This window comes from Pseudonocardia sediminis, assembly GCF_004217185.1.
In the GTDB taxonomy this organism is placed as follows: domain Bacteria; phylum Actinomycetota; class Actinomycetes; order Mycobacteriales; family Pseudonocardiaceae; genus Pseudonocardia; species Pseudonocardia sediminis.
Window position 1 is genome coordinate 371,730 of the sequence record NZ_SHKL01000001.1, and the last position, 26,363, is coordinate 398,092.

The 26,363-nt window shown below is 72.1% G+C and carries 25 protein-coding genes; 16 read left to right on the forward strand and 9 right to left on the reverse strand.

The window, feature by feature from the left end:
• Window positions 1-110: 110 nt before the first annotated feature.
• The 7 genes from EV383_RS01845 to EV383_RS01870 all read left to right on the forward strand — a co-directional run bounded on the left by EV383_RS01845 (window position 111) and on the right by EV383_RS01870 (window position 7,108).
• Window positions 111-1,007 carry a helix-turn-helix domain-containing protein gene (locus EV383_RS01845; protein WP_165438200.1) on the forward strand — a complete coding sequence of 299 codons (897 nt, stop codon included), beginning with the start codon at window positions 111-113 and terminating at the stop codon, window positions 1,005-1,007.
• Window positions 1,004-1,186, forward strand: a complete 183-nt coding sequence (locus EV383_RS30975) for a DUF397 domain-containing protein (protein ID WP_165438201.1) — start codon at window positions 1,004-1,006, stop codon at window positions 1,184-1,186. Before EV383_RS01845 ends, EV383_RS30975 begins: the two co-directional genes overlap by 4 nt.
• A gap of 120 nt (window positions 1,187-1,306) precedes the next feature.
• A complete protein-coding gene (locus tag EV383_RS01850) occupies window positions 1,307-2,971 on the forward strand; it encodes an ABC transporter substrate-binding protein (protein WP_130288301.1) in 1,665 nt (554 codons plus the stop codon).
• Between the two features lie 67 nt (window positions 2,972-3,038).
• Window positions 3,039-4,043 (forward strand): ABC transporter permease, encoded by a 1,005-nt coding sequence (locus EV383_RS01855; protein ID WP_130288302.1) that lies wholly within the window; start codon window positions 3,039-3,041, stop codon window positions 4,041-4,043.
• Window positions 4,040-4,969, forward strand: a complete 930-nt coding sequence (locus EV383_RS01860) for an ABC transporter permease (protein ID WP_130288303.1) — start codon at window positions 4,040-4,042, stop codon at window positions 4,967-4,969. The genes EV383_RS01855 and EV383_RS01860 overlap by 4 nt, the downstream gene beginning before the upstream one ends.
• Window positions 4,966-5,979, forward strand: a complete 1,014-nt coding sequence (locus EV383_RS01865) for an ABC transporter ATP-binding protein (protein ID WP_130288304.1) — start codon at window positions 4,966-4,968, stop codon at window positions 5,977-5,979. The genes EV383_RS01860 and EV383_RS01865 overlap by 4 nt, the downstream gene beginning before the upstream one ends.
• 10 nt (window positions 5,980-5,989) lie before the next feature.
• A complete protein-coding gene (locus EV383_RS01870; protein ID WP_130288305.1) occupies window positions 5,990-7,108 on the forward strand; it encodes an ABC transporter ATP-binding protein in 1,119 nt (372 codons plus the stop codon).
• 70 nt (window positions 7,109-7,178) lie between these two features.
• Here the strand turns inward: EV383_RS01870 and leuA are convergent, their stop codons facing one another.
• Both leuA and EV383_RS01880 read right to left on the reverse strand, forming a co-directional pair.
• Complete coding sequence (gene leuA / locus EV383_RS01875) at window positions 7,179-8,975, reverse strand: 2-isopropylmalate synthase (RefSeq protein ID WP_130288306.1); 1,797 nt, start codon at window positions 8,973-8,975, stop codon at window positions 7,179-7,181.
• Window positions 8,976-9,203: 228 nt separating this feature from the next.
• Window positions 9,204-10,640, reverse strand: coding sequence for a DUF11 domain-containing protein (locus tag EV383_RS01880; protein WP_130288307.1), 1,437 nt, complete (start codon window positions 10,638-10,640; stop codon window positions 9,204-9,206).
• A 241-nt stretch (window positions 10,641-10,881) separates the two neighbouring features.
• Here EV383_RS01880 and EV383_RS01885 point away from each other — a divergent pair, with 241 nt between their 5' ends.
• The 5 genes from EV383_RS01885 (at window position 10,882) to EV383_RS01910 (ending at window position 15,035) form a co-directional block, all read left to right on the forward strand.
• Window positions 10,882-11,187, forward strand: coding sequence for a hypothetical protein (locus EV383_RS01885; RefSeq protein ID WP_242622848.1), 306 nt, complete (start codon window positions 10,882-10,884; stop codon window positions 11,185-11,187).
• Window positions 11,188-11,344: 157 nt separating this feature from the next.
• Window positions 11,345-11,860 (forward strand): CGNR zinc finger domain-containing protein, encoded by a 516-nt coding sequence (locus tag EV383_RS01895; RefSeq protein WP_130288309.1) that lies wholly within the window; start codon window positions 11,345-11,347, stop codon window positions 11,858-11,860.
• A 175-nt stretch (window positions 11,861-12,035) separates the two neighbouring features.
• A complete protein-coding gene (locus EV383_RS01900; protein WP_130288310.1) occupies window positions 12,036-13,301 on the forward strand; it encodes an aspartate kinase in 1,266 nt (421 codons plus the stop codon).
• Window positions 13,302-13,306: 5 nt separating this feature from the next.
• The gene (locus EV383_RS01905; protein ID WP_130288311.1) at window positions 13,307-14,386 is read left to right on the forward strand and encodes an aspartate-semialdehyde dehydrogenase; all 1,080 of its coding nucleotides are present in this window, start codon (window positions 13,307-13,309) and stop codon (window positions 14,384-14,386) included.
• A 145-nt stretch (window positions 14,387-14,531) separates the two neighbouring features.
• Entirely contained in the window at window positions 14,532-15,035 is a 504-nt protein-coding gene (locus EV383_RS01910; protein ID WP_207223403.1) for a beta-class carbonic anhydrase, read from the forward strand.
• A gap of 149 nt (window positions 15,036-15,184) precedes the next feature.
• Here EV383_RS01910 and EV383_RS01915 read toward each other — a convergent pair whose 3' ends face one another.
• Window positions 15,185-16,201: an endonuclease/exonuclease/phosphatase family protein gene (locus tag EV383_RS01915; protein ID WP_130288312.1), complete on the reverse strand. Its 1,017-nt coding sequence runs from the start codon at window positions 16,199-16,201 to the stop codon at window positions 15,185-15,187.
• Between the two features lie 109 nt (window positions 16,202-16,310).
• Window positions 16,311-17,510, reverse strand: coding sequence for an MFS transporter (locus EV383_RS01920; RefSeq protein ID WP_207223404.1), 1,200 nt, complete (start codon window positions 17,508-17,510; stop codon window positions 16,311-16,313).
• Window positions 17,511-17,686: 176 nt separating this feature from the next.
• Here EV383_RS01920 and arsC point away from each other — a divergent pair, with 176 nt between their 5' ends.
• Complete coding sequence (arsC, locus tag EV383_RS01925; RefSeq protein WP_130288313.1) at window positions 17,687-18,034, forward strand: arsenate reductase (glutaredoxin); 348 nt, start codon at window positions 17,687-17,689, stop codon at window positions 18,032-18,034.
• Here the strand turns inward: arsC and EV383_RS01930 are convergent.
• Complete coding sequence (locus EV383_RS01930; RefSeq protein ID WP_242622849.1) at window positions 18,027-19,916, reverse strand: S9 family peptidase; 1,890 nt, start codon at window positions 19,914-19,916, stop codon at window positions 18,027-18,029. The two genes, arsC and EV383_RS01930, sit on opposite strands and share 8 nt — an antisense overlap.
• Window positions 19,917-20,046: 130 nt before the next feature.
• Between EV383_RS01930 and EV383_RS01935 the strand changes: the two genes are divergently transcribed.
• Window positions 20,047-20,451 (forward strand): hypothetical protein, encoded by a 405-nt coding sequence (locus EV383_RS01935; RefSeq protein WP_130288315.1) that lies wholly within the window; start codon window positions 20,047-20,049, stop codon window positions 20,449-20,451.
• A gap of 4 nt (window positions 20,452-20,455) precedes the next feature.
• On the opposite strand, the gene EV383_RS01940 is transcribed toward EV383_RS01935, so the two are convergent.
• Window positions 20,456-21,052 (reverse strand): TetR/AcrR family transcriptional regulator, encoded by a 597-nt coding sequence (locus EV383_RS01940; protein WP_130288316.1) that lies wholly within the window; start codon window positions 21,050-21,052, stop codon window positions 20,456-20,458.
• Window positions 21,053-21,231: 179 nt separating this feature from the next.
• Between EV383_RS01940 and EV383_RS01945 the strand changes: the two genes are divergently transcribed.
• Entirely contained in the window at window positions 21,232-22,404 is a 1,173-nt protein-coding gene (locus EV383_RS01945; protein WP_130288317.1) for an LLM class flavin-dependent oxidoreductase, read from the forward strand.
• 27 nt (window positions 22,405-22,431) lie between these two features.
• On the opposite strand, the gene EV383_RS01950 is transcribed toward EV383_RS01945, so the two are convergent.
• Entirely contained in the window at window positions 22,432-22,869 is a 438-nt protein-coding gene (locus tag EV383_RS01950) for a DUF1707 SHOCT-like domain-containing protein (RefSeq protein WP_130288318.1), read from the reverse strand.
• Window positions 22,870-23,080: 211 nt separating this feature from the next.
• On the opposite strand from EV383_RS01950, the gene EV383_RS01955 reads away from it, so the two are divergent.
• Complete coding sequence (locus EV383_RS01955; RefSeq protein ID WP_130288319.1) at window positions 23,081-24,142, forward strand: alpha/beta fold hydrolase; 1,062 nt, start codon at window positions 23,081-23,083, stop codon at window positions 24,140-24,142.
• A 54-nt stretch (window positions 24,143-24,196) separates the two neighbouring features.
• On the opposite strand, the gene EV383_RS31550 is transcribed toward EV383_RS01955, so the two are convergent.
• Together EV383_RS31550 and EV383_RS01965 are read right to left on the reverse strand one after the other, a co-directional pair.
• Window positions 24,197-25,063: an excalibur calcium-binding domain-containing protein gene (locus EV383_RS31550; RefSeq protein ID WP_242622850.1), complete on the reverse strand. Its 867-nt coding sequence runs from the start codon at window positions 25,061-25,063 to the stop codon at window positions 24,197-24,199.
• A gap of 156 nt (window positions 25,064-25,219) precedes the next feature.
• Entirely contained in the window at window positions 25,220-26,188 is a 969-nt protein-coding gene (locus EV383_RS01965; RefSeq protein WP_130288320.1) for an NADPH:quinone oxidoreductase family protein, read from the reverse strand.
• Window positions 26,189-26,363 lie beyond the last annotated feature (175 nt).

Sequence of the window (26,363 nt, forward strand, 5' to 3'; positions counted from 1 at the left end):
ATCGGGCCCATGTGCAATTGCACAGCAGTGGGATTGCACATGGTTACCCGAAGAGACGAACTCGTCGTATCGCCGCAAAGGGCCCGCGACGACCGGTGAACGGGGTGCGGGTGGAGCACGAACCGACCGGGGCGCGCCGCCGCCTCGGCGCGGAGCTGCGACGGCTCCGCGGCAACGCCGGGCTCCGGCTCGACGAGGTCGGCAAGGAGCTGAGCTGCTCCACGTCCAAGATCAGCCGGCTGGAGAACGGGAAGGGCATCCCGAAGCCGCGCGACATCGAGGACCTGATCCGGATCTACCACGTCACGGCCGACCTCGAGCAGTCGATGCTGCGCCGGCTGGTCCACGAGAGCCGGTCGCAGGGCTGGTGGGAGACCTACACCGACGGCCTGTCCGCGGAGCGCTTCGTGCTGGACAGCCCCGGGCGCTACGCCGCGCTGGAGACCGACGCCGTCGGGATCGCTTCGTTCGACCTCGCGGTCCTGCACGGCCTCGCCCAGACCCCCGACTACGCCCGGGCGATCCTGGGCGCGCTGCTCCCGCGGCACGAGGCGTGGGAGCTGGACCGCCTGGTCGACCTGCGCCGTCACCGTCAGCGCGCACTGACCGTCGCGACCGGGCCGCTGCGGCTGCTGGACGTGATCGACGAGGGCGCGCTGCGACGGGTCGTCGGCAGCCCGGCGGTGATGGCCGCTCAGATGGACCGGCTGCTGGAGCTCTCCGCCATGCCGAACGTCGATCTGCAGGTGCTGCCGTTCGACGCCGGTATGCATCGCGCGCACTCCGGCCAGTTCGCGATCCTCGAGATCCCCGACGAGCGGGGCTCCGACGTCGTCTACACCGAGAGCCACGCCGGCGACACGTACCTCACCGACGCCTCCGACGTCCTGCTCTACCGCGGGATCCTCGACGACGTCCGGGCCCGCGCGCAGGGCCCGGAGACCACACGGGACACTCTCCTCCGCTATCGGGATCTGCACCTGTCCGCCGAGGGAGCCGCACGTTGATCGACTACCGGGTCAGTAGCTTCTGCCACCTGGGCAACTGCGTCGCCGTCGGGGCGACGCCGGACGGCGCGATCGCCGTCGCCGACACCAAGACCGGCGAGCCCCCGCTGCTGTTCACCCGCGAGGAGTGGACGGCGTTCTGCGACGGCGTCCGCCGCGGCGACTTCGACGACCTCTGAGCCGCGCCGGGGGCGTGGTCGTTCCCGATTCGTGACGTCAGGATCTACCGGCGGGTAAAGACGCGATATAGCGTCGTCGCTCACCCGACGCACGCCCCGACTCACCATCGAGGTCACCGCATGAGTGCCCCCCGCCGACTGGTCGCCGTCATCACGGCAGGCCTGCTCGCCGTGTCCCTGACCGCTTGCGCCACATCCGAGCGCGACGCCGGCGGCGCGGCCGGCGGGACGATGGTGTTCGGCGCCGCGGGTGCGCCGAAGAACTTCGACCCGATCTTCAACGACGACGGGGAGAGCTTCCGGCCGGCGCGTCAGATGTACGACACGCTGATCACCTACAAGGCGGGGACGACCGAGCTCGAGCCCGGCCTGGCGACGTCCTGGACCTCGACGCCGGACGGCAAGCAGTGGACGTTCGCGCTGCGCCCGGGCGTCAAGTTCCACGACGGCACCGACTTCAACGCCGCTGCTGTGTGCGCGAACTTCGACCGCTGGTTCACCATGAAGGGCGCCGCCGCCCAGAGCCAGATGATCTACTACGGCGACGTGTTCGAGGGCTTCGCCAAGAACGAGGGCGACGCGTCCGGCTCGCCGGTCTACAAGAACTGCCAGGCCAGGGACGCCAACACCGCGGTGCTGAACCTGAACAAGTTCAAGGGCGCCTTCCCCGCCGCGTTCGGCCTGACCTCGTTGTCGATCTCCAGCCCGACCGCGCTCAAGCAGTACAACGCCGACGCGGTGACCCAGAGCGGGGACTCCTTCACCTACCCCGCCTACGCCAACGAGCACCCGACCGGCACCGGGCCGTTCAGGTTCGAGAGCTTCGACAAGGCCAACGGCACCATCACCCTGGCCCGCAACGACCAGTACTGGGGCGAGAAGGCCAAGCTCGACAAGCTGATCTTCAAGATCATCCCGGACGAGAACGCCCGCAAGCAGGAGCTCGCCGCCGGCACCATCGACGGCTACGACCTCCCCTCGCCGGCGGACTACGGGACGCTCAAGGACGCCGGTAACCAGGTGCTCGTGCGCAAGCCGTTCAGCCTGCTCTACGTCGGCATCAACCCGAAGAACAACCCGGCCCTGAAGGACCTGCGGGTCCGCCAGGCGATCGCCTACGCGATCAACCGGGACGCGCTGGTGAAGACGAAGATGCCCGAGGGCACCCAGGTCGCGACGCAGTTCATGCCGGACACCGTCGCCGGGTACGCACCGGACGTCACGACGTACCCGTACGACCCGAACAAGGCCAAGCAGCTGCTGGCGCAGGCCGGGCAGCAGAACCTGACGCTGAACTTCTACTACCCGACCGAGGTCACCCGGCCCTACATGCCGAACCCGGCCGACCTGTTCGCCGCGATGTCGGCGGACCTGGCCGCGGTCGGCATCAAGATCAACCCGGTGGCGCGGCCGTGGAACGGCGGCTACAAGGACGACGTGCAGAAGGCCGGTAAGCAGGACCTGCACATGCTCGGATGGACCGGCGACTACAACGACGCCGGCAACTTCGTCGGCACGTTCTTCGGCCGGCCGAAGGCGGAGTTCGGCCAGAACGACCCGGCGATGTACGCCGAGCTCGCCAAGGCCGACTCGATCCCGGACCCGGCCGGGCACACCGCGGCCTACCAGCAGGCCAACCGCGACATCATGGCCAAGTTCCTGCCCGCGGTGCCGATCCTGACCACCGGCCCGGCCGTCGTGGTCAAGGGCAACATCCAGGGACTGGTCCCGTCGCCGCTGACCGACGAGCGCTTCCTGACCGTCAGCAAGGGCGAGCAGCAGTAGGGGGTACTGCTTCCGCCGCCGGGGATCCCCGGCGGCGGTGTCCGGCTCGGGGGAGTGAGGGGGAACGATGCTGCGCTTCGTCGTGCGACGACTCGTCCAGGTCGTCCCGACGCTGCTGATCCTGTCCGTGCTGTTGTTCGCCTGGCTGCGCTCGCTGCCCGGCGGGCCGGCCGGGGCGCTGCTCGGGGACAAGGCGACGCCGGAGGGCATCGCCGCGCTGAACCGAACGCTGGGTCTGGACCAGCCGATCCCGATCCAGTACCTGCGCTACCTCGGGCGGGCACTGACCGGGGACTTCGGGGCGTCGCTGGTCAGCGGTGACCCGGTCCTGGCCGAGATCGGGCGTGCCCTGCCGGCGACGATCGAGCTCTCGGTGACGGCGCTGCTGATCGCGATCCTGGCCGGGATCCCGCTGGGCTACCTCGCCGCCCGCTACCGCGGCCGTCCCTGGGACAACGCGACGATCCTGGCCACGCTGGTCGGTGTCGCGGTGCCGGTGTTCTTCCTCGGCTACGTGCTCAAGCAGGTCTTCGCCGTCGAGCTGGGGCTGTTCCCGCCGTCGGGCCGGGTCTCGGTGGACATCGACGCCACCCGGGTCACCGGCTTCGCGATCCTCGACGGCCTGCTCACCCGCGAGTTCGACGCCAGCGCCGACGCGATCGCGCACCTGGTGCTGCCCGCGATCGCACTGGCCACGATCCCGCTCGCGGTGATCGTCCGGATCACCCGGGCATCGGTGCTCGACGTGCTCGACTCCGACTTCGTCCGCACCGCCAACGCCAAGGGCCTCGCACCGGGGACGGTGCGCGGGCGGCACGTCCTGCGCAACGCGCTGCTGCCGGTCTCGACCACGATCGGCCTGCAGACCGGTCTGCTGCTGGCCGGTGCCGTGCTCACCGAGAAGGTCTTCAACTGGGGTGGTCTCGGCACGCTGATCGCCGAGGGGATCGAGCGGCGCGACTACCCCCGCCTGCAGGCGATCGTGCTGCTCGGGGCCCTGATCTACGTGATCGTGAACCTGCTCGTCGACCTGTCCTATGCGTTGATCGACCCCCGGGTGAGGTTGCGATGAGTGCACCGACCACCTGGGCGCAGCGCCGCCGCGCGAAGATCGACGACACCGCGCAGGGCCGCAGCCTCACCGCGGACGCGCTGCGCCGGCTGCGCCGCAACCCGGTCGCGATCACCGGTGCGGTGATCATCGCCGTGTTCGTGCTGATCTCGGTGTTCGCGCCGCTGTTGGCCCCGCACGGTCCGGGGGAGTCGTTCCCGCAGCTGCTGGACACGTTGCGGCCGGGCGTCATCCCGGGCCCGCAGGACGGCTTCCCGCTGGGCAGCGACCAGAACGGCCGCGACGAGTTCTCCCGGATGATCCTGGCGTCGCGTCAGACGTTGCTGGTCGGTGTGCTGGCCACGCTGTTCGGCCTGGTGTTCGGTGTCCTGATCGGACTCGTCGCCGGTGCCCTGGGCGGCTGGGCGGACACCGTGCTGATGCGCGTGACCGACGTGCTGCTGTCCATCCCGTCCCTGCTGCTGGCGATCTCGGTGGCGGCGCTGGCCGCCCGGCCCAGCCAGACGACGGTGATCATCGCGGTGGCGCTGGTGAACGTGCCGATCTTCGCCCGCCTGCTGCGCGGCTCGATGCTCGCCCAGCGCGAGTCCGACCACGTGCTGGCCGCGACCGCGCTCGGCGTCAAGCGCCCGGCGATCGTGGTGCGGCACATGCTGCCCAACGCGATCGGACCGGTGATCGTGCAGGCCACGCTGACCCTGGCCACGGCGATCCTGGACGCGGCCGCGCTGTCGTTCCTCGGGCTCGGTGACGCGGACCCGGCCCGCGCCGAATGGGGGCTCATGCTGGCCAACGCCCAGCCCTACCTCGACGTCCGGCCCGCCCTGGCGCTGTACCCGGCGCTGGCGATCATCGTCGTCGCGCTCGGGTTCACGCTGTTCGGCGAGGCCCTGCGCGAGGCGCTGGACCCGAAGGGACGTCGATGAGCACCCGGCCGCCCAGGACGGCGCCCGGCGAGGGCCCGCTGCTCGACGTCCGCGACCTGACGGTCCGCTTCACCCGCCGCGGCGAGCCGGACACCGTCGCCGTCGACGGCGTCTCGTTCGACATCGAGCCGGGCGAGATCGTCGGGCTGGTGGGGGAGTCCGGCTGCGGCAAGTCGGTCACCTCGCTGGCGATCATGGGGCTGCTGCCCGGGCGCGGCCCGAAGGTCGGCGGCGAGGTGCGCTTCGGCGGCGACGACCTGCTCACGCTCTCCGACGCGGCGCTTCGGCAGCGTCGTGGGCGGGACCTGGGGATGGTGTTCCAGGACCCGCTGTCGTCGCTGAACCCGGTCGTCCCGGTCGGGGCGCAGATCACCGAGGCGCTGACCCGGCACCGCGGGATGGACAAGAAGGCCGCCCGGTCCGAGGCCGTCACGCTGCTCGAACGGGTCGGCATCCCGGACCCCGCGCGGCGGGTGAGCTCGTACCCGCACCAGATGTCGGGCGGCATGCGCCAGCGCGCGCTGATCGCGATCGCGCTGGCCTGCAGCCCCCGCCTGCTGATCGCCGACGAGCCGACGACCGCCCTGGACGTCACCATCCAGGCGCAGATCCTGGAGCTGCTGCGCGATCTGGTCGCCGAGACCGGCACCGCGCTGATGATGATCACCCACGACCTCGGCGTCGTGGCCGGGCTCTGCGACCGGGTCAACGTGCTCTACGCGGGCCGGATCGTCGAGCGCGCGGAGCGGCACCGCCTCTTCGCGACACCGCGGCACCCGTACACGCACGGGCTGATCGGCTCCATCCCGCGGCTGGACTCCGACCCGGGCCAGGAGCTGCCGGCGATCACCGGCTCGGTCAACGACAACCTGCCGTGGGACACCGCCTGTGCGTTCGCCCCGCGCTGCTCGCGGGCGATCGAGATCTGCACCGAGGCGACGCCGCTCGTGGAGACGGCGGCGTCGCGGATGCTGCGCTGCCACAACCCCGTCCCGGCGACGTCGGCGTGAGGACTCATCGATGACCGCGACCGATCCGCTCCTCGAGGTCGACGACCTCGCCGTGCACTTCCCGATCACCAGCGGGGTGTTGTTCGAGCGCACCGTCGGGCACGTCCGTGCCGTCGACGGGGTGTCGTTGCGGGTGCACCGCGGCGAGACCTACGGCCTGGTCGGCGAGTCCGGTTGCGGGAAGTCCACATTGGGCCGGGCGATCCTGCGACTGGTCGACCCGACGTCGGGCAGCGTGCTGTTCGACGGCACCGACGTCGCGACGCTGAAGGGCGAACCGTTGCGGCGCATGCGTCGCCGGTTCCAGATGGTGTTCCAGGACCCGCTGTCCAGCCTGGACCCGCGCCAGTCGGTGGAGTCGCTGCTCACCGAGGGCCTGCGCGCGCACGGGCTGAGCAAGGGCGGCGAGGCCGACCACGCGCGGCTCACGGAGCTGATGGACGCCGTCGGCCTGCCGGCGGGGGCACTGCGCCGCTACCCGCACGAGTTCTCCGGCGGGCAGCGGCAGCGGATCGGGATCGCCCGCGCGCTGTGCGTCGAGCCGGACCTGATCGTCGCCGACGAGCCGGTGTCCGCACTGGACGTCTCCGTCCAGGCCCAGGTGCTCAACCTGTTGTCCCGACTGCAGCGCGAGCTCGGGCTGACGTACCTGGTGATCGCGCACGACCTCGCCGTCGTGCGGCACGTCAGCGACCGGGTCGGGGTGATGTACCTCGGCGGGATCGTCGAGGAGGCACCGGCCGGGGAGCTGTACTCCGACCCGCTGCACCCCTACACGCGGGCACTGCTCTCGGCCGTCCCGGTGCCGGACCCGCAGGTCGAGGACGACCGGGAGCGCATCCTGCTCACCGGCGACCTGCCCTCACCCGCAGCGCCGCCGTCGGGCTGCCGGTTCCACACCCGCTGCCCGTGGCGTCAGGCCGACCGGTGCGACACCGAGCGTCCCGAGCTCCGCGTCCCCGACGGCGCGGGCCCGGAGCACCGGGTCGCCTGCCACCACGCCGAGGCCATCCGAGACGGCCGGATCACCCGTCACGAGGTCGCCCCCGAGGCGGTGGACCAGTCCGTGGGCACCGCCCCCGCCGCACCCGAACACGGCGGCTCGCTGACGGAGTTCCTCGGCCGCTGAACCCGCGTGCGCGGATATCCCTCGTGCGCGGATATCACTGCCCTGGCAACGATATCCGCGCACGGGCGGGTCAGCGCATGGCGCGGTTGATCGCGCTCACGACGCCCTTGAGGGACGCGCTGGTGATGCTGCTGTCGATGCCGACGCCCCAGAAGACCTTGCCCTCGACGGCGCACTCGACGTAGGCGGCGGCGCGGGCGTCGTCACCGCCGCCCATGGCGTGCTCGTGGTAGTCGAGCACCCGGACGTCGAATCCGATGCCGGCGAGCGCGTCGACGAACGCGGCGATCGGGCCGTTGCCGCTGCCGGTGATCTCGTGCAGGTCGGACTCGACGCGGACGGTGGCGACGATCTCGTCGTTGCCCTCGCCGTCGCTGGTCACCCGGTGCTTGACCAGGCGCAGCGGGGTCTCGCGGTCGAGGTACTCGATGTCGAAGGCGTCGCGCATCGCCTTGGGCTCGACCTCGCCGCCCTCGGAGTCGGTGAACGCCTGGATGACGTGCGAGAACTCCATCTGCAACCGGCGCGGCAGGTCCAGCTGGTGCTCGGCCTTCATGATGTAGGCGATGCCGCCCTTGCCGGACTGCGAGTTCACGCGGATCACGGCCTCGTAGGTCCGGCCGATGTCCTTCGGGTCGACCGGCAGGTACGGGACCTCCCACGGGTGGTCGTCGACGTCGTGCCCGGCCGCGGCGGCGTCGACGCGCATCGCCTCGAAGCCCTTGTTGATCGCGTCCTGGTGGCTGCCGGAGAACGCGGTGTAGACGAGGTCGCCGCCCCACGGGTGGCGCTCGTGCACCGGCAGCTGGTTGCAGTACTCGACGGTGCGGCGGATCTCGTCGATGTCGGAGAAGTCGATCTGCGGGTCGATGCCCTGGGTGAACAGGTTCATCCCCAGGGTCACCAGGTCGACGTTGCCGGTGCGCTCGCCGTTGCCGAACAGGCAGCCCTCGATGCGGTCCGCCCCGGCCTGGTAGCCCAGCTCGGCGGCGGCGACGCCGGTACCCCGGTCGTTGTGCGGGTGCAGGCTCAGCACGACGGCGTCGCGGCGGGCCAGGTTGCGGTGCATCCACTCGATGGAGTCCGCGTAGACGTTCGGGGTCGCCATCTCCACCGTCGCCGGCAGGTTGACGATCATCGGGTGCTCCGGGGTGGGCTGCCAGATCGCGCTGACCTGGTTGCACACGTCGACGGCGTACTCCAGCTCGGTGCCGCTGTAGGACTCCGGCGTGTACTCGACCGTCCAGTCGGTGTTCGGGTACTTCTCGGTGAAGCGCAGGACCTCCTCGGCGCCGTCGGTGGCGATCTTCGCGATGCCGGCGCGGTCGGAGCGGAACACGACCCGGCGCTGCAGCACCGAGGTGGAGTTGTAGAGGTGCATGATCGCCCGCGGGGCGCCCTCGCAGGCCAGGAACGTGCGCTCGATCAGCTCGGGGCGGGCCTGGGTCAGGACCTGGATCTGCACGTCGTCCGGGATCGCATCGTTCTCGATGATCTCGCGGACGAAGTCGAAGTCGGTCTGGCTCGCGGCCGGGAACCCGACCTCGATCTGCTTGTAGCCCATGCGCACCAGCAGGTCGAACATGCGGCGCTTGCGGTTCGGGCTCATCGGGTCGATCAGCGCCTGGTTGCCGTCACGCAGGTCGACCGCGCACCACAGCGGGGCGGTGGTGATCCGCTTGTCCGGCCACGTGCGGTCGGGCAGGGATACCGGCTCGACCAGCTCGTGGAACGGCTTGTAGCGCCCGAACGGCATATGGGAACCCTTCTGCGGGTTCCACGGTGCCTGTCCCTGCGGGGCGGGGATGTCCGGCGTACGCACCTTGCTCTGGCTGCTGGCGGTGTACGCGTCGGGAGTGCTCGTCACGTGAATGCTCCTGGATGTGGCCCTGGATAGGGCGGTGCCGGTGGACGACCGGCGAGCACGCAGAAGCCCCGCGACGAGGGGCCGGTCGGTCAGACCCCGCCGCGGCGGCGAAGGAGCAGGCGCGCCATGTCCCTACCGTAACCCGAAGCGCCCGCGTTGCGGCAACCCGATCGGGTCGGACGCGCCGGCGGCGCCGCTCCCGGTGGAGCGACGCCGCCGGGGAGTGCGTCAGCGGACGGTCGTGCGGGCCGTCGCGATGTTGTTGCGCGGAGCCGGGTCGGGCGTGCGCAGCGACGTCGAGACGGCGCCGAGGTCCTGCGCGCCCCGCACGGACCGGTCGACGGAGACGGTCACGGTGAAGGTCACGCTCCTACCCGACGCGATCGACGGGGTCAGGAAGCCGGCGTTGCGGCCGTCGTTCGTCACGACGCCGCCGGCGGCGCCGGTGATCCGCAGGCCCTTCGGCACGGTGATCCCCGAGGCCACCGACGCCGCCGCGGACGGGCCCGCGTTGCGCACGGTCAGGGTCGCGGTGAACGTCTTGCCGGGCGTCGCCGTCGGCGGCGCGGTCAGAGCGGCGGACAGGTCCGCGCGGGCCGGGACCGGTGCCGGCGCGGGCGTGACGGTCAGGGCGTAGCTCGTGGTCAGGGTGCCGCTGGTGGCGGTCACCGTCACCGGTCCGGCGGTGGAGCCCGCGGTCAGGGCGGGGCTGACGGCGGCACCGTTCGCGCCGGTCGTCGCGGTCGCGGTGGTCGACGACCCGAACGCGGCGCTGCCGCTCGTCACCGCGAACGACACGGGAGCCCCGGGAACGGGCCTACCGCCGGTTCCGCTGACCGTCGCGGTGAGCGGCTGGGCGAAGGTCGTCCCGACCTCGGCGGACTGCCCGCCCCCGGAGGTGGCGGCGATCGTGGTCGGGACCACGGGGTTGTCGAAGTCGTAGGTGGTGTCGTTGACGCGGAACAGGTCCACGCCCGCCGTCAGGCCGGGGTTGCCGCCGCCCTGGTTGACCCCGACGAGCCCGACGGTCGCATCGGGCTGCGCCGCCTTCACGTCGGCGAAGCTCGCGGAGTAGGTGGTGAAGCCGTACTTGTTGACCGTTCCCGGCGCGGTTACGGAGTTGCTCGCCCACCAGCCGCCGTTGCTGGTGGAAGGTGACCAGTTCTGCCAGGTCTCCGGCGTGACCGCCGCGTTCGTGTAGACCGGCTCCCACACCAGGGTGACGAACCCGAGGGACGTGGTGACCCCGATGTTCAGTGCCGGAGCCTGGAACGACGTGGCTGCGACCTTCTCGATGTAGGTGCGGTACTCGAGGTCGCTGATCTCGGAGAGCTTGCGCCCGGCGAAGGCGGTGGTGTTGACCGTCGCCTTGTCGTTGCCGGCCGGCGTGTTCAGGCGCAGGAAGCCGGTGCCGGACTGGGCCTTCGCGTCGTCGACGACGGTCGCGGTGCCGCCGTCGCGCTGGAACTCGCAGACCGGCGTGGTCGCGGTGCAGTCCCGCGTGATGTCGGCGTCGGCGACGACGGTCGTCGATGCGGCGGAGGCCGTCCCGGCGCCGATCGTCAGCCCGGCCGCCATGACGACGCCGAGCGCGGCCGCGACGCCCGTCCGTGCGATCCGGCGGAAGGGGGCGGCCGGTGGACCGGCGGGAACGGAGGTGCGCACAGGTACTCCACGACGAGTAGGAGCGGACGACGGGCATGCCGTCCGCTACCGAGAGGATCGATGTGGTCACGTGACGTGTTGCACCGTCCCGCAGCGGTCATCAATTTCGATGACGGTCGCTGCGCCGCAACGAAACGATCACGACAACGAAGTGATCACAACCTCACGCGCGACCTACTCGTTGGTAGGGCCAGTGGTGATCTCCGTGTGAGGATGTCGCCTGTCACTTCGGGGAGGTCCAATGTCCACGGTGGGTACGACGGCGCGACGCGGCGCCGGTTTCCTGGCCAGCCTGCTGCGCATCGTCGGTCTGGTGATCGTCGCGATCCTGGTGGTGCACATCGTGTTCACCCTGCTGGACGCGAACCCCGCCAACTTCCTGACGCAGTTCGTCGGCGAGTGGGCGGCGATGTTCAACCTCGGCCTGGGGAACCTGTTCACCCCGGCCCAGCCGAAGATGGCGGTGACGCTGAACTACGGCGTCGCGGCGATCGTCTGGCTCGTCGTCACGACCCTGGTCGTGCGGCTGGTGCGCCGCATCGCCTGATCGTCCCCGGCGCCGACGATCTCGGTGCGGATGCGCGCGACCCCGCAGTGGCAGGCCTCGTAGCGCACCACGCCCTCGCTCGTCGGATGCCGGGAACGGACGACCCAGCGGTGCGGCAACGGTTCGCTCGTACCGTCCAGCGTGCTGTAATGGCTCAGTGCACATCAACCCTTACGGGCACGATCCGGTGTGCCTGGCCGCCGACCTGGCCAACGAACCGCCGGAGACCGTCGACGAGCTCGTCCGCCGCTGCCTCGACGCGGGGCTGACCCGCGAATGGACGCCCGGCCCCGACGACCTGACCGAGGTCCGGGACCTGCTCGCGCGCTGGACCGAGGTCGTCGACGCCGATCCGGGTCCCGCCCGCGCGGAGCGGCTCAACGCCCTGCTGGCGTCGGGCACCGCGCACCCGAGACTGACCGACCACGACGGGCACTGGCACCTGCACTACCGCGACGCCGGCCTCCCGCTGGCCGGGGTGCTGCACGCGCTGATCGCCACCGGCACCGCGATGCACCTGGCCGGGCGCGGGATGGACCGCCTGGGCCGCTGCGCCGTCGACGAGTGCGGTCTGATCTACGCCGACACCTCCCGCACCGGACGCCGTCGTTACTGCTCGACGCGTTGTGCGAACCGGGACGGGGTGCGGCGCCACCGGGCCCGGGCGAGCTGACCCGCAGGAGAGCACCCGGCCGTGTGGGATCGGTCATGGCCGACTTCACAGATCCTGAAATCGGGTGCCGTCCACCGGTAATGTGCCGTTCCGACCAGCGCCGCCGACGGTTGCCCCGCCGGCGGTGCACAGCCGAAGGACCCGCATCCGTGCGGGGCCAGGACAGGAGGTCGGCGTGGCCCTCGTCGTGCAGAAGTACGGCGGCTCGTCGGTCGAGAGCGCGGATCGCATCAAGAAGGTCGCCGAGCGCATCGTCCGTACCCGGAAAGAGGGCCACGACGTCGTCGTCGTGGTGTCCGCGATGGGTGACACCACCGACGAACTGACCGACCTGGCCGAACAGGTCTCCCCGAAGCCGCCGGCGCGGGAGATGGACATGCTGCTCACCGCGGGTGAGCGCATCTCGAACGCGCTCGTCGCGATGGCGATCCACTCCCTCGGCGCCGAGGCCCGCTCGTTCACCGGCTCGCAGGCCGGGATGCTGACGACGTCCAAGCACGGGGACGCCCGGATCATCGAGGTGAACCCGTACCGCCTGCGCGAGGCCCTCGACGAGGGGCACATCGTGCTGGTGGCGGGGTTCCAGGGGATGAGCGAGGACTCCAAGGACATCACCACGCTCGGCCGCGGCGGCTCGGACACCACCGCCGTCGCTCTCGCCGCGGCGCTGAACGCCGACGTCTGCGAGATCTACACCGACGTCGACGGCGTCTTCTCGGCCGACCCGCGGATCGTCTCCAAGGCGACCCATCTCGACACGGTGACCTACGAGGAGATGCTGGAGCTCGCGGCGTCGGGCGCGAAGGTGCTGCACCTGCGCGCCGTCGAGTACGCCCGCCGCTACGGCGTCCCGCTGCGCGTCCGCAGTTCCTACAACGACAAGCCGGGCACGCTGGTCTCCGGCTCGATCGAGGAGATTCCGTTGGAGAACCCGATCATCACCGGCGTGGCCCACGACCGGTCCGAGGGCAAGATCACGATCACCGGCGTGCCGGACACCCCCGGCATGGCGGCGAAGATCTTCCGCACGGTCGCCGACGCCGAGATCAACATCGACATGGTGCTGCAGAACGTCTCGCGCGAGAGCGAGGGCAAGACCGACATCACGTTCAGCCTGCCGCGCACCGACGGCGACCAGGCCGTCTCGGTGCTGGAGAAGGCCAAGGACCAGATCGGCTTCGAGGAGCTGATCTACGACAACGAGGTCGGCAAGGTCTCGTTGGTCGGCGCCGGGATGCGCAACCACCCGGGCGTCACCGCGAAGTTCTGCGAGTCGCTCTCCGACGCCGGGATCAACATCGAGACCATGAACACCTCGGAGATCCGGATCTCGGTGATCTGCCGCTCCGACCAGCTCGACGACGCGGTGAAGGCTCTGCACGAGGCGTTCGACCTCGGCGCCGAGGATGACGCCGTCGTCGCCGGCGGAACGGGCCGGTGACCGGGATGGCCATCGACAAGCCCGTCCTCGCCCTCGTCGGCGCCACCGGTGCGGTCGGCACCACGATGATCAACATCCTGGACTCGCGCGAGTCCGTGCCGTGGTCGGAGATCCGGCTCATCGCCTCCGCCCGCTCGGCCGGCAAGGTGCTCCGTGTTCGTGGCGAGGACATCACCGTCCTCGAGCTCAAGCCCGAGGTGTTCGACGGCGTCGACATCGCGATGTTCGACGTGCCGGACGAGGTCAGCGCCGAGTGGGCGCCGATCGCGGCCTCGCGCGGTGCGATCGCGGTGGACAACTCCGGCGCGTTCCGGATGGACCCCGACGTGCCGCTCGTGGTGCCCGAGGTCAACCCGGAGAAGGTCACCGACCGGCCCAAGGGGATCATCTCCAACCCCAACTGCACGACGCTGTCGATGATGGCGGCGATGGGCGCGCTGCACCGCGAGTTCGACCTGCAGGCGCTCGTCGTGGCGTCCTACCAGGCCGCCTCCGGTGCCGGGCAGCCCGGCGTGGACCAGCTCTACGCCGAGATCGCCGCGGTGGCCGGCAAGGACCTCGGTGTCACCGGCGGCGACGTGGCGGCGGCGCTGACCGCGGCCGGCGTGCCGGTCGGGTCCGACGCCGGCTCGCCGTTCCCGGCCCCGCTGGCGCTGAACGTGGTGCCGTGGGCCGGCTCGGTGAAGGAGGACGGCTGGTCGTCCGAGGAGCTCAAGGTCCGCAACGAGGCCCGCAAGATCCTCGGCATCCCGGAGCTCAAGGTGTCCGCCACCTGCGTCCGGGTCCCGGTCGTCACCACGCACGCGCTCTCGGTGCACGCGACGTTCGGCCGCGAGGTCACCGTCGACGCCGCCCGCAAGGTGCTCGCCGCCCAGCCGTCGATCGTGCTGCGCGACGACCCGGAGAAGGGCGAGTGGCCGACGCCGTCCGAGGCCGTGGGCGGGGACCCGACGTGGGTCGGGCGCATCCGCCAGGCGCTGGACTTCCCGAACACCCTCGAGCTGTTCGTGTGCGGTGACAACCTGCGCAAGGGCGCCGCGCTCAACACCTACGAAGTCGCCGAGACGGTGGCCGCCGCGGGCTGACGCGACCGTTCCACCGGCGCCGCCGGGATCCGCACGGGTCCCGGCGGCGTCGTGCGTTGCGTGGCGGAACGGCTGGTCAGAGGTGTGAGGCCGCTCCCACCGTCGAGGTCCTCACCCATGGCCCGAACGCGATATTTTGGATCACGTGAGCAACGACGAACTCCTTCGCCGACACGACGCGACGGGCCGCGACCGGTGTGCCGGTGCGGCCGCCGGCCTGGCCGCCGCGCCCTCCCTGCACACCGCCGTGGTCACCTGCATGGACTGCCGGATCGACGAGCAGGCGCTCTTCGGGCTGGAGCCCGGGGACGTGCACGTGCTGCGCAACGCCGGTGGTGTGGTCACCGACGACGTGGTGCGCTCGCTGGTGATCAGCCAGCGCAAGCTCGGCACCCGCGAGGTGCTGCTCGTGCAGCACACCGGGTGCGGCATGGCGACGTTCACCGACGACGAGTTCACCGAGGAGCTGGCGCAGGAGACGGGCCTGGTCCCGTCCTGGCGTCCGCAGGCCTTCGCCGACGCCGCCACGAACGTCCGCCGCGGGATCACCCGCCTGAGCAGCGACCCGTTCCTGCTCAAGGACATCGACATCCGGGGCTTCGTCCTCGACATCGAGGCGTTCACCCTGACCGAGGTCACCCCGGCCTGACGGTCTCCGCCGCCGCGGGTCGTCGTTGCCCCGGCCTGCGATCCGCACCCCGTTCCGCGATTCGCACCCCTTGCAGAGGGTGCGAACGCCTGGACGGGCTGCGGATCCGCCGGTCGACCGGTAGCCGGGCCGGCTGTAGGAGTTGCGGGTCAGGGGATCCGCAGGGTCGTGACGATCGCGCGGTGGTCGGTGCCCGGGACGTCGACGACGTCGAAGGACTCGGCGGCGATGCCGTCGGTGCCGAAGACGTGGTCGATCTGCGGGCCCAGCCAGCGCGGGGCCCAGTTCGGCCAGGTGCCGACCAGGCCGTTGCCGGTCTGCGCGGCCGCGTCGCCGCAGCCGGCGGTGCCCTCGCGCAGCACCGAGTGGTCGAGGGTGGCGTTGAAGTCACCGGCCAGTACGGCCGGGGTCGGGCCCTGGCACCACTGGCGTAGCCGGTCGAGGTCCGTGCGCCACTCGTCGACGCTGCCGCGGGTGGGCGCGACCGAGTGGTAGGCGACGAAGCGCGTGTCCCCGAGGGCGCCGCCGGTGGCCTCGACGTACGGGAACGGCTGGCCGCGCCCGATCTGCGTCTGCACCTCGCCCATCCGCTCGGAGACGGCCAGGGTGACCCCGGCGACGTCCTGGCGGCGCTCGGAGACCGACGCGACCGTGCGGTAGCCCAGCGGGGCGATCAGCGGGTCCAGCCGGCCCGCGAAACGGCCCCCGGACTCCGGGATCGACACGATGTCCGGCGCCTCCGTGCGGATCAGCGCGGCGAGCGTGTCGACGTCGGCCTCGCCCTCGAACACGTTGAGCGCCAGGACCTTCAACGGCGCCCCGGACGTCGGCGGCGTGTCGGCGACCGCCCGCGGCAGCACCAGCCCGGCACCGACGACGGCGACGACGGCCAGCCCCGCGGTGATCGGCCACAGCCCACGCCGGAACACGGTGAGCACGCCGAAGAACACGACGGCGACCACGAGCGCGACCAGCATCGGCGTCCGGAACGCGATGGTCTGGGCGAACGGCGGGAACCGGTCCATCCCGAAGAGCAGGTCCGGGACCACCGCGACCGCGGCCAGCGCCGTCAGGAGCAGGGCGGCCAGCCAGCGCAACGGGCCCGCCGGGCGGTGGCCGCGACGGTTCGGTCGGGTGGCCGAGTCCGGCCGGGGAGGGGCGCTCATCGTCTTCCAGTGTGCCCGGACTCCGAGCCGGGGATCGGGCGCTGCGAGGTCGTTGCGCCGACCGCCTGTGGACCTTCTCAGCACCCCGCCGACGGTGCGCCGGGCGGTTTCAGGAGACGACGCCGGTCCGGGGGCGGCGCAGGAGGACCGCGGACACCCCGGCCGCGACCAGCGCGATCGAACCGCAGACGAGGATCGCGACCGCGGGGGACGCGGTGTCGACCAGCACCCCGGACAGCGGCGTGGCCACGGCGATCCCGACCGTGGTGGCCGAGCCCTGCAGGCCGGTCACCAGCCCGCGCACCCGGTCCGGGGCGAGGGTCGCGACCGTGTCGCTGCCCGCGGCCAGGGTCGGTGCGGTGAACAGGCCGGCGCCGAGCAGCAGCAGCGCGAACGTCCACCACGCCCCGCCGAGGGCGGCCGGCAGCGTCGCGGCACCGAGGACGGCCAGCAGCACCGGCATCGGAGGGGCCCGGCGGGCGGCGCCGTAGACGAAGCCGCCGACCAGCGACGCGACGCACCACACCGCGTTGACGACGGCGATCGCCCACGCCTGCCCGCTGCCGGTCAGGCTCGCGATGAACGCCAGCTCGGTCCCCATGATCGCGACGATGGCGGCGGTGATCGCCAGCAGGGCCGCGACCAGCGGGGCGGTGAGCCACTCCCGGACCGGCGGCGCGGGCGGTCGCGGCCCCTCGCCGGTCGCGCGCACCGGCGGGTCGAGCACCAGCAGCACCACCCCGGCGAGCAGGAACCCGGCCCCGATCACCCGCATCGTGGTCGCGCTGCCCAGCCACAGCGTCAGCAGCGACCCGGCGGCGGGTCCGGTCATGTAGGACAGCTCGACCGACATCGAGTCCATCGCGAACGCCGGACGGCGGTACCCGGCCGGGACGGCGGCGGCCAGGACCTGGCGCACCACCGAGAACACCGGCAGCGCGAACATCCCACCGACGAACGCCGCCCCGAGCAGCCAGCCGTAGCCCAGCAGCGGGGCGACCGCCCAGAACCCGGCGCTGATGAGCATCGTCAGCAGCAGCATCGGCCGCAGACCGCGCTTGTCGACCAGCGACCCGAGCACCGGCCCGCCGATCGCCATCCCGGTCGGGACGGCGGCCGCGACCAACCCGGCCGCGGCGTAGCCGTACCCGAGCGTGAGCACGACGTGCAGCGTCATCGTCACGCCGACGGCCGTGGCCGGGATCCGCGCCGCGAGCGCCACGGCCGTGACGCCGCCGACGCCGGGCAGGCGAAGGACGTCGCGGTAGGCCGCCATGCCCCCGCGCGCCGGGCTCGCCTCGGTCACCACGCGTCCATCGTCACCCACGACCCCGACAGGAATCGGGCGAGGGTGCTCGAACTTGACCGGTTCCAGATCCGGTGGTGTGCTGGTGACACTCCCACCACGAGGCGTGGCCCGGTCCGGCGGTTCGACCCGCCCGGCCGGGCCACATTCGTGTCGGGGGCCGGTTCTAGGCTCGGGTCATGGGCGTCGAGATCTGGCACAACCCGCGCTGCTCCAAGAGCCGCGCCACCCTGGCCTTGCTCACCGAGCACGGCGTCGAGCCGACGGTGCGGCGCTACCTGGACGACCCGCCCACCCGCGCCGAGCTCGTCGAGGTCCTCGCCGCGCTGGGCACCGACGATCCGCTGAGGATCACCCGCACCGGCGAGGCCGTCTACCGCGAGCTGGGTCTGAAGGGTGCCGACGCCGACACCCTGCTCGACGCCCTCGCCGCGAACCCGGTGCTCGTCGAGCGCCCGATCGTCGTCACCGGCGGCCGGGCCGCGATCGGCCGGCCGCCGGAGAACGTGCTCCCGCTGCTCAGCTGAGGGCGCGGCGGGCGAAGTCGATCTCGGTGGCGACGAGGTCGAGCTGGTCGGTCACGACCAGGGAGCCGTGACCGGCGTCGAAACGGGTGACCTCGTAGCGGACGTCGCCGCGGGCGGCCAGGGCGTCGAGGTAGTTGTCGATCTGACGGATCGGGCAGCGGGGGTCGTTCTCCCCGGCCAGCACGAGGACCGGCACCCGCACCCGGTCGACGTAGGTCAGCGGCGACGCCTCCCGGTAGCGGTCCGGCAGCTCCTCGGGCGAGCCGCCGAACAGTGCGCGGTCGAACGAGCGCAGCTGCTCCATCTCGTCCTCGTACGCGGCCAGGTAGTCCGCGACCGGGACACCCGCGACCGCGACCGCCCACCGCTCGGGCTGGACCCCGGCGGCGAGCAGCGACAGGTAACCGCCCCACGACCAGCCGTCGACGACGCAACGGGCCGGGTCGACGGTGCCGTCGGCGACGAGCGCGTCCTGCACGGCGGCGACGTCGGCCAGCTCGGTCAGGCCCGGGTGGCCCTCGATCGCGTCCCGCCAGGCCGAGCCGTAGCCGGTGGACCCGCGGTAGTTCACCTCGACGACCACGAACCCGGCCTCGACCCACGTCGCACGGGCCGGGTCGAAGCGGTCCTCGTCGGCCGCGTGCGGGCCGCCGTGCAGCACGAACACCGCAGGAGCCGGTCCGGGGACGTTCTCCGGTGAGGTCACCAGGGCGTGCACGGACCCACCGGGGCCGTCCACCCACACGTCACGCACCGGGGACGACGACGGCGGCCGCTCACCCGGCGGGACGAGCAGGAGCCGGTCGGTGCCGTCCGGGTGCAGGGCCCGGATCTCCGTCGGCGTCGCGGCCGAGCTGCAGGTGTACTCCACCGTGCCGTCCGGGCGGACCTCCGCCGACCCGACGCACCCCGGCGCGACCGGCAGCTCCGTCAGCGACGCGGTCCCGATGTCGTAGCGGAACAGCCGCGTCCGGGCGGCGTGGGTGTGCCCGACCAGCAGCGCGGTGCCGTCCGGGTAGAAGTCGGCGAACACCTCGCCGGGCAGGTCCAGGTGCAGCTCGGACTCGGTCCCGGTGACCGGGTCCCAGATCAGCAGTTCCTCGCGGCCGCGGCGCTCGTGCCCGACCAGCAGCCGCTGGTCACCGGCGACGGGGGAGAACACCAGCGGCGCCAGGCCCTTGCCGGGCCCGTCGTGCAGCTCGCCGACGGTCTCGCCGGAGGGCACGGACAGGACCCGCAGCGACGGGTGCCGGGAGTCGCCGTGCTCGGAGTGGTGGATCGCGAGCAGGGTCTCGTCCTCGCTCAGCGCGCCGACGCCGGCGTCCTCGGTGTGCGAGTAGACGACGCGGGCGGGCTCCGACGAGCCGCGGTCGTGCAGCCAGACCGTGGTCCCGGCGTCGGTGGAGGTGCCGAGCACCACGACACCGCGGCCCATGTCCAGGCCGGCGGGGTAGCCGTCCTCGGCGCCGGGGACCGCGACCGCGGGCTCCTCGGTGTCGGGGCGCCCGGCGAACGGCTCGGTGACCCAGTGCCCGAACTCGTCGCCGTCGGTGTCGTCGAACCACCAGACGGTGTCCCCGTCCGGGGGCAGGGTGGCCGAGTGCGTCCCGCTGCGACGCGAGGTCACCTGCCGGTGGATGTCGGTCGCCCGATCCCAGACGTGGATCTCGGTGGTGCCGCTGCCGTTGGAGACGTAGACGGTGCGGTCCGGCGCGTCCCGGGCCCACGACGGCCGCGACATCCGGACCGCGGTGAACCGTGCCCGCCAGCGCCGTTCGGCCGCGTCGTCGTCGAACAGACGCTCCGGGACCGGGGAGACCGGGTGGGTCGCGGGTGCCGGAGCCCCGGGGTCGGCAGGGACAACGGAGGGGTCGGCACGCACCCCCCGATCATGCCCCATTCGGGCGATGTCCACCTGGGGGCCGGGTGACGCCCCGCGGGCTGGCACAGTGGTCGCGTCGTCGATCGAGTCGCGACGGCGGTGCCGGGACGGCCGGGGAGGAGTACCGATCGTGCGTGCGGCCCCCCGTCCCCGCAGAGGGTCGGCCCTGACCGTCGGCGCCGTGCTCGCGCTGGCCTCGCTCGTCGGGTGTGGCACCCTGCCGCCGCCCGTGCCGGTGACCCCCACGATCACGCCCGCGGCCTCGGCGGACGGCGTGCGGAGCGTGCGCTTCGACCACCGGCCCGGCGCGCTCCAGCCGCCCGCCACCGTGGTCGCGGTGCCCCGCGGTGCCGTCGTCGACCTGGTCGTCGGCAGCGACGTCGCGGAGCGGGTCACGCTGCAGGGCTACGGCTGGTCCCGGTACGTGACGGCCGGGAGCACCGTGAGCCTCCGGTTCGTCGTCGATCGACCGGGTGAGCTGACGGTGACGGTCGGTGATCCCGGGGTCGAGCTGGGGCGCCTGCAGGTCCGCTAGCGCCTCAGGCGAGCGCCGCGGCCCGCTCGTCTGCCATCGCCCGTAGCCCCTCGGCCACGTCGACGCCGGTCGGTGCGGTGTCCGGGTCGAGCAGCCACTGGACCATCACGCCGGTGAGAAGTGCCTGGTAGACCGCGCCGAGGACGTGCACGCGACGGTCCGCGGCCTCGGGGTCGTCGGGCAGCGTGTGGAAGGTCAGGGCGAGCCCCTCGCGCGCCTCGCGCTGGGCCGCGACGAGCGACTCGCGCAGCTCGGGCAGCCGATCGGCCTGGGCGAGCGCCTCGACGTGGGTGGCCCAGAGCCGGCGCTGGCTGGCGAACAGCCCGATCACCCGGCTCCAGGTGTCCTCCACCCGGCTCTGCGGATCCTCGGTGGTCGTCGCGTCCGGCTCGGCGAGTGCCTTGTCCAGCTCCTCGCCCCAGCCCGCGGTCGCCGTCAGGAGGGCCTCGGTGAGCAGGGCGTCCTTGGACCCGAAGTGGTATCCGATCGACGCGAGGTTCGTGCCCGAGGCCGCGACGACGTCACGCGCGGTGGTCCGGCCGAACCCCTTTTCGTAGAGGCACTGCGCGGCCCCGTCGAGCAGCTCCTCGCGGTGTCCCATGATCGGCGAACCTATCGCATCGGGGGACGGTGCCTTCGGTTGCACGTCCACCCGGAGTTCACCCCGGCGTCCGGCCCGTCGGTGCAGCGGCGCTGCAACCCTTGCGTGGCTCCGATCACGCTCTGTATGACGGGAGGAGCGCCCCCGGGCGCACCGCGATCTCGACGAGGAGAGCACTTGTGAGCAGACTCCGTTTCGGCACCTTCCTGGCGCCCTTCCACTCGCCGGGCCAGAACCCGACGCTGGCCCTCCAGCGCGACCTCGACCTCGTCTCCCACCTGGACGCCCTCGGCTACGACGAGGCGTGGATCGGCGAGCACCACTCCGCCGGCAGCGAGATCATCGCCTCGCCGGAGATCTTCATCGCGGCCGCGGCCGAGCGCACCCGCACCATCAAGCTGGGCACCGGCGTCACCTCGATCAGCTACCACAACCCGCTGTGGGTGGCCGACCGCATGGTGCTGCTCGACCACCTGACGCGTGGTCGCACGATGCTCGGCGTCGGCCCCGGCTCGCTGCCGACCGACTCGGCGATGATCGGGCTGAACCCGACCGACACCCGTGAGCTGCTCGAGGTGAACCTCGACATCATCACCCGGCTGCTGCGCGGTGAGACGGTCACCCAGCAGACGAAGACGCACAACCTGGTCGACGCCCAGCTGCAGCTGCGTCCCTACACCGACCCCTGCTTCGAGCTCGCGGTCGCCGCGGTGGCCTCGCCGACCGGGCCGCGCATGGCCGGCCGGTTCGGCACCGGGCTGCTCTCGATCGGCGCCACCCTCACCCAGGACGGGTTCGACGCGCTTGCGCACCACTGGAGCGTCGTCGAGGAGCGGGCCGCGCACTTCGGGCAGCCGACGCCGGACCGCGCAGGCTGGCGCCTGGTCGGGCTGATGCACATCGCGGAGACCAAGGAGCAGGCCTACCGCGAGGTCGAGTACGGCATCGAGCAGTGGTTCAACTACTTCCAGAAGGTCGCCGCGTTCCCGCAGATGGCCGTGGACGGGTCGAGCATCAAGGAGATGATCGACTTCATCAACGACGCCGGGATCGGCGCCATCGGCACCGTCGAGGACGCGAAGGCGCAGGTCCAGAAGCTGGTCGACCAGAGCAACGGCGGCTTCGGCGCGATGCTGCTGCTCGGCCACGAGTGGGCCAACCCGGAGGCGACCAAGAAGTCCTACGAGCTGATCGCCCAGCACGTCTTCCCGGAGTTCCAGGACCAGGCCGCCGGCACCCGCGCCGCGGCGGCCCGGGCGACGGACACCCGTGAGGGGCACGCACAGAGCCAGCTCGACGCCGTCGACCACATGACGAAGAAGTACGAGCAGGAGAAGGCCGCGACGTCCTGATCCCGGCCCGGCCGCCCGGCCCCGGCGCTACAGCCGGGGCGGGCGGCCGATCCCGGCGACGTAGAGCACCAGCAGGACCGCCGCGGGTGGTCCGGCGACCCACAGCCACCACGGATCGACGTCGCCGTCGGTGGACAGCGCGACGATCCCCCAGGACGTGAGCGCGACTGCGGACAGGCACGCCCAGATGATCGTCAGTACCCGCATCGCGACGCCGCCGCCGGAGTCGGAGAACACCCGGCCGCCGGGCTTCGGTGCGGGCGCCGCCTCGGGTTCGGGCAGGTCGGACGTGGTGCGCACCAGGTCGGCCCGGGTGCGGGCGGCCCACGCCGCGCCGACGCGCTCGTCGAACTCACCGAGGTCGAGCTCGCCGGACTCGTGCGCCCGCCGCAGCCGTTCCTGGACCCGCCTGCGGTCCGCGTCGGACACGCGCAGGTCCTCGGGCGGCACGGGCAGCTCGCTCATGGCGTCGATGATGCCGCTCCCGGGGCCCGCTCGGCCACGGCGTTCGCGCTCAGACCTCGGCCGCCGCCCGCGGGATCGGCGTGTGCGGTGCGTACCCGCGGTGACGGCGCGTGCTTCTGTCCCCGCCGACGCGGTAGTGGTAGGGAACACACGAGCCTGCGGGCGGCGACCCCTCCGCCGTCCGGCGCCCTCATCGAGGAGGAACGTCCACATGATCGACAACCCGTTCTACAGCCACGAGTTCCACGGCGACTACGAGCTGATCTCCATCGGGAAGCTGGACCTGGAGGAAGGCGGCTCGATCCCGGACTGCCACCTCGCGGTCGCCACGTTCGGCACGCTCAACGACGCCAAGGACAACGCGATCTTCGTGTCGACCTGGTACTCCGGCACCCACCAGATCTGGCGTGACGTCTACATCGGCCCCGACCACGCGCTGAACCCGGAGAAGTACTTCATCGTCGTGATCGACCAGATCGGGTCGGGCCTGTCGACGTCGCCGCACAACGCGGACGGCCCGAACGCCTCCATCGCGATGTCGAAGTTCCCGAAGGTGCGGATCGGCGACGACGTCGTCGCCCAGGAGCGCCTGCTGCGCGAGCACTTCGGGATCGAGACGCTGCAGCTCGTCACCGGCGGGTCGATGGGCGCCCAGCAGACCTACGAGTGGGCCGTCCGCTTCCCGGACAAGGTGCTGCGCGCCGCGCCCATCGCGGGCACCGCCCAGAACACCCCGCACGACTTCCTCTACACCAAGGCCCTGATCGAGGCGATCACCTCGGACCCGGGCTGGAACGGCGGGGAGTACACGTCCAACGCCGACGTCGTCGACGGCCTGACGCGGCACGCCGGGATCTGGGCCGTGATGGGCTTCTCCACCGAGTTCTGGAAGCAGGAGGTGTGGCGGGCGCTGGAGTTCGAGTCCAAGGAGGCGTTCCTGGCCGGCTTCCTGGAGCCCTACTTCACCGCGATGGACCCGAACGACCTGCTCGCGATGGCGTGGAAGTGGCAGCGCGGCGACGTCGCGCGGCACACCGGCGGTGACCTCGCGGCCGCGCTGGACCGGATCACGGCGAAGACGTTCGTCCTGCCGATCAACGAGGACATGTTCTTCCCGGTCCGCGACCACGTCGCCGAGCAGGAGCTGATCAAGGGCAGCGAGCTGCGGGTGATCGACGACGTCCTCGGCCACCTCGGTCTGTTCGGCGTCGCTCCGACCTACATCGGCCAGGTCGACCAGCACCTGAAGGACCTGCTCGACACGAAGGTCTGATCCCCGGCGCGCCGGTGGGGCGGTTCAGCCGAACCGCCCCACCGGACCGTCGATCTACTCGCAGGCGATACCGTCGCCGTCGCGGTCGAGCTTGCTGGAGTAGCCGGGGTCGCCGGTGCTGAGCGGGGCGGCGCCGGCGGCGCGGGCCGCGCTGCAGTTCGCGTAGTAGGCCGAGCCGCCGGAGGAGCTCGACCCGGACAACGAGGACTGCGGGACCGAGGCGGCGCGCGGTGCGGCGACGAACGGACGGCGGGTGTCGACGTCGGCCGAGGGCTCGTCGACGACGGCGGCGGGCTCCTGCGTGACCGGCGCCGACTGCGGCGCGACGACGGGCTCCGGCGCCGCGACCAGCGGCGGGGCCGACGCCTCGCCCAGGACGATCGGGTCGCCGGCGGAGGCCTGCGCCCCGGCGAGCGGGAGCTGGGTGGTGACGGTGCCGGCCGCGACACCGGCGATCGAGCCGGTCGACGGGCCGAGGGTCACGTTGGTGAAGCCTGCCCGCAGCAGGATGTCGCGGGCCGCGACGTCGCCGGAGCCGACGACGTTCGGGACGGGCAACAGCACCGGAGCGGGGGCGACGACCGGGGCCGGTGCGGCGACCGGTGCGGGGGCGACCGGAGCGGCGTTGACGACGGCGACCGTCATCGCCACGCAGATCACGGCGCCGATCACCGACATCACGATCCCGGCGACGCTGCGGCCGGCGGTGGCCGCCCGGCCGTCCCGGGAGCGCAGGAAGCCGCTGATCGAGAGGCCGAGGGCGGGGCCGACGACCAGGAGCCCGACGATCGGCAGCCAGCCGACGACCAGGCCGACGATCGAGAGCACGAACCCCGCGGTGGCCCGGCCGTTGGTCGGGCGGGGCTCCGGTGACGGCGCCGGGAAGGCGGTGCCGGTGGTCTGCCACTGGGTCGTCGTCATGGGGTCCGCTCCTGGTGCCGAAGGTCCGTTCGTTGCGGCTACCAGGTCCGGTTGCCCGGATCCGTGCCACTGAACGGAGCATCGCCACCTGTCGTCGGCCCATTACCGGGCGTCATCAGCGTTGATGACGCCCGGATCGGCTCAGGGCGGATCGGCTCAGGGGCGGAGCGCGATCTTCCCGGCGACGGTCCGGTTCGCGTAGCCGGCCAGCGCGGCGGGTGCCTCGGCCAGCGGGAGGACCTGCGGCTGAGGTGGGTGCAGCTCACCGCGGGAGATCCGGCCGAACACGTCGACGACCAGCTCGAGCGCCGCGGCCTGGTCCCCGCGCGCCCAGTCGCCCCAGTCCACGCCGACGATCGAGCGGTTCCGCAGCAGCACGATGTTCGCGGGCAGCCGGGGGATGTCACCGGAGGCGAAGCCCAGGACGCAGAACCGTCCGCCGGAGCCGAGCGCCCGGAGCGCGGCCTCGGCGGAGGGCCCGCCGACCGGGTCGATCACGACGTCGGCCCCGCCGCCGGTCACCTCGCGGATGGCGTCCTTGAGGTCGGCGTAGTCGATCGCGACCTCGGCCCCGGCGGCCGTCGCGGCGTCCCGCTTGTCCTGCGACGACGCCACCGCGACGACGCGGCCACCGAGCCCGCGCGCGACGTCGACGGCGGCCAGCCCGATCCCGCCCCCGGCGCCGAGCACCACGACCCACTCGCCGGGCTGCACCGCGACGCGCTGCGTCACGCCGAAGACCAGCGTGCAGTAGTTCTCGATCGCCGTCGCCGCGATCTCCGGAGAGACCCCGTCGGGTACCGCGACGACCGCCGACGCCGGGAGCACGGCGTGCGAGGTGAACCCGCCGAACGCGGTGAGCAGCGCCGCGACGCGGTCCCCGACGGCGGGCGCGGTGACCCCGTCGCCGACGGCGGTGACGCGGCCGGCCAGGCTCGAGCCCGGGGTGTAGGGCAGCGGCGGTTTGACCTGGTAGCGGCCGCGTGCGATGAGGTCGTCGACGAAGCTCACGCCCACCGCGTCGACCTCGACGAGGACCTCGCCGTCGCCGGGGGCCGGAGTCGGCTCCTCCCGGAGTGCCACCACCGCGGGCTCCTCGAAGCTCTCGCAGACGATCCGCTGCACCTGTGTCCTCCTCGGATCTCGCTCACCCGTACACCGTCGGCCGGGCCGGTGACGACCGTACGTCAGCGGGCACGCCAGGATGTGCCCTCCGACCGCGACCGATGAGATCCGCCGCCACCCACGGTCCACACCGACGAAACCTGCGACGCAGGACCACGACCACCTCCGGGAGCAC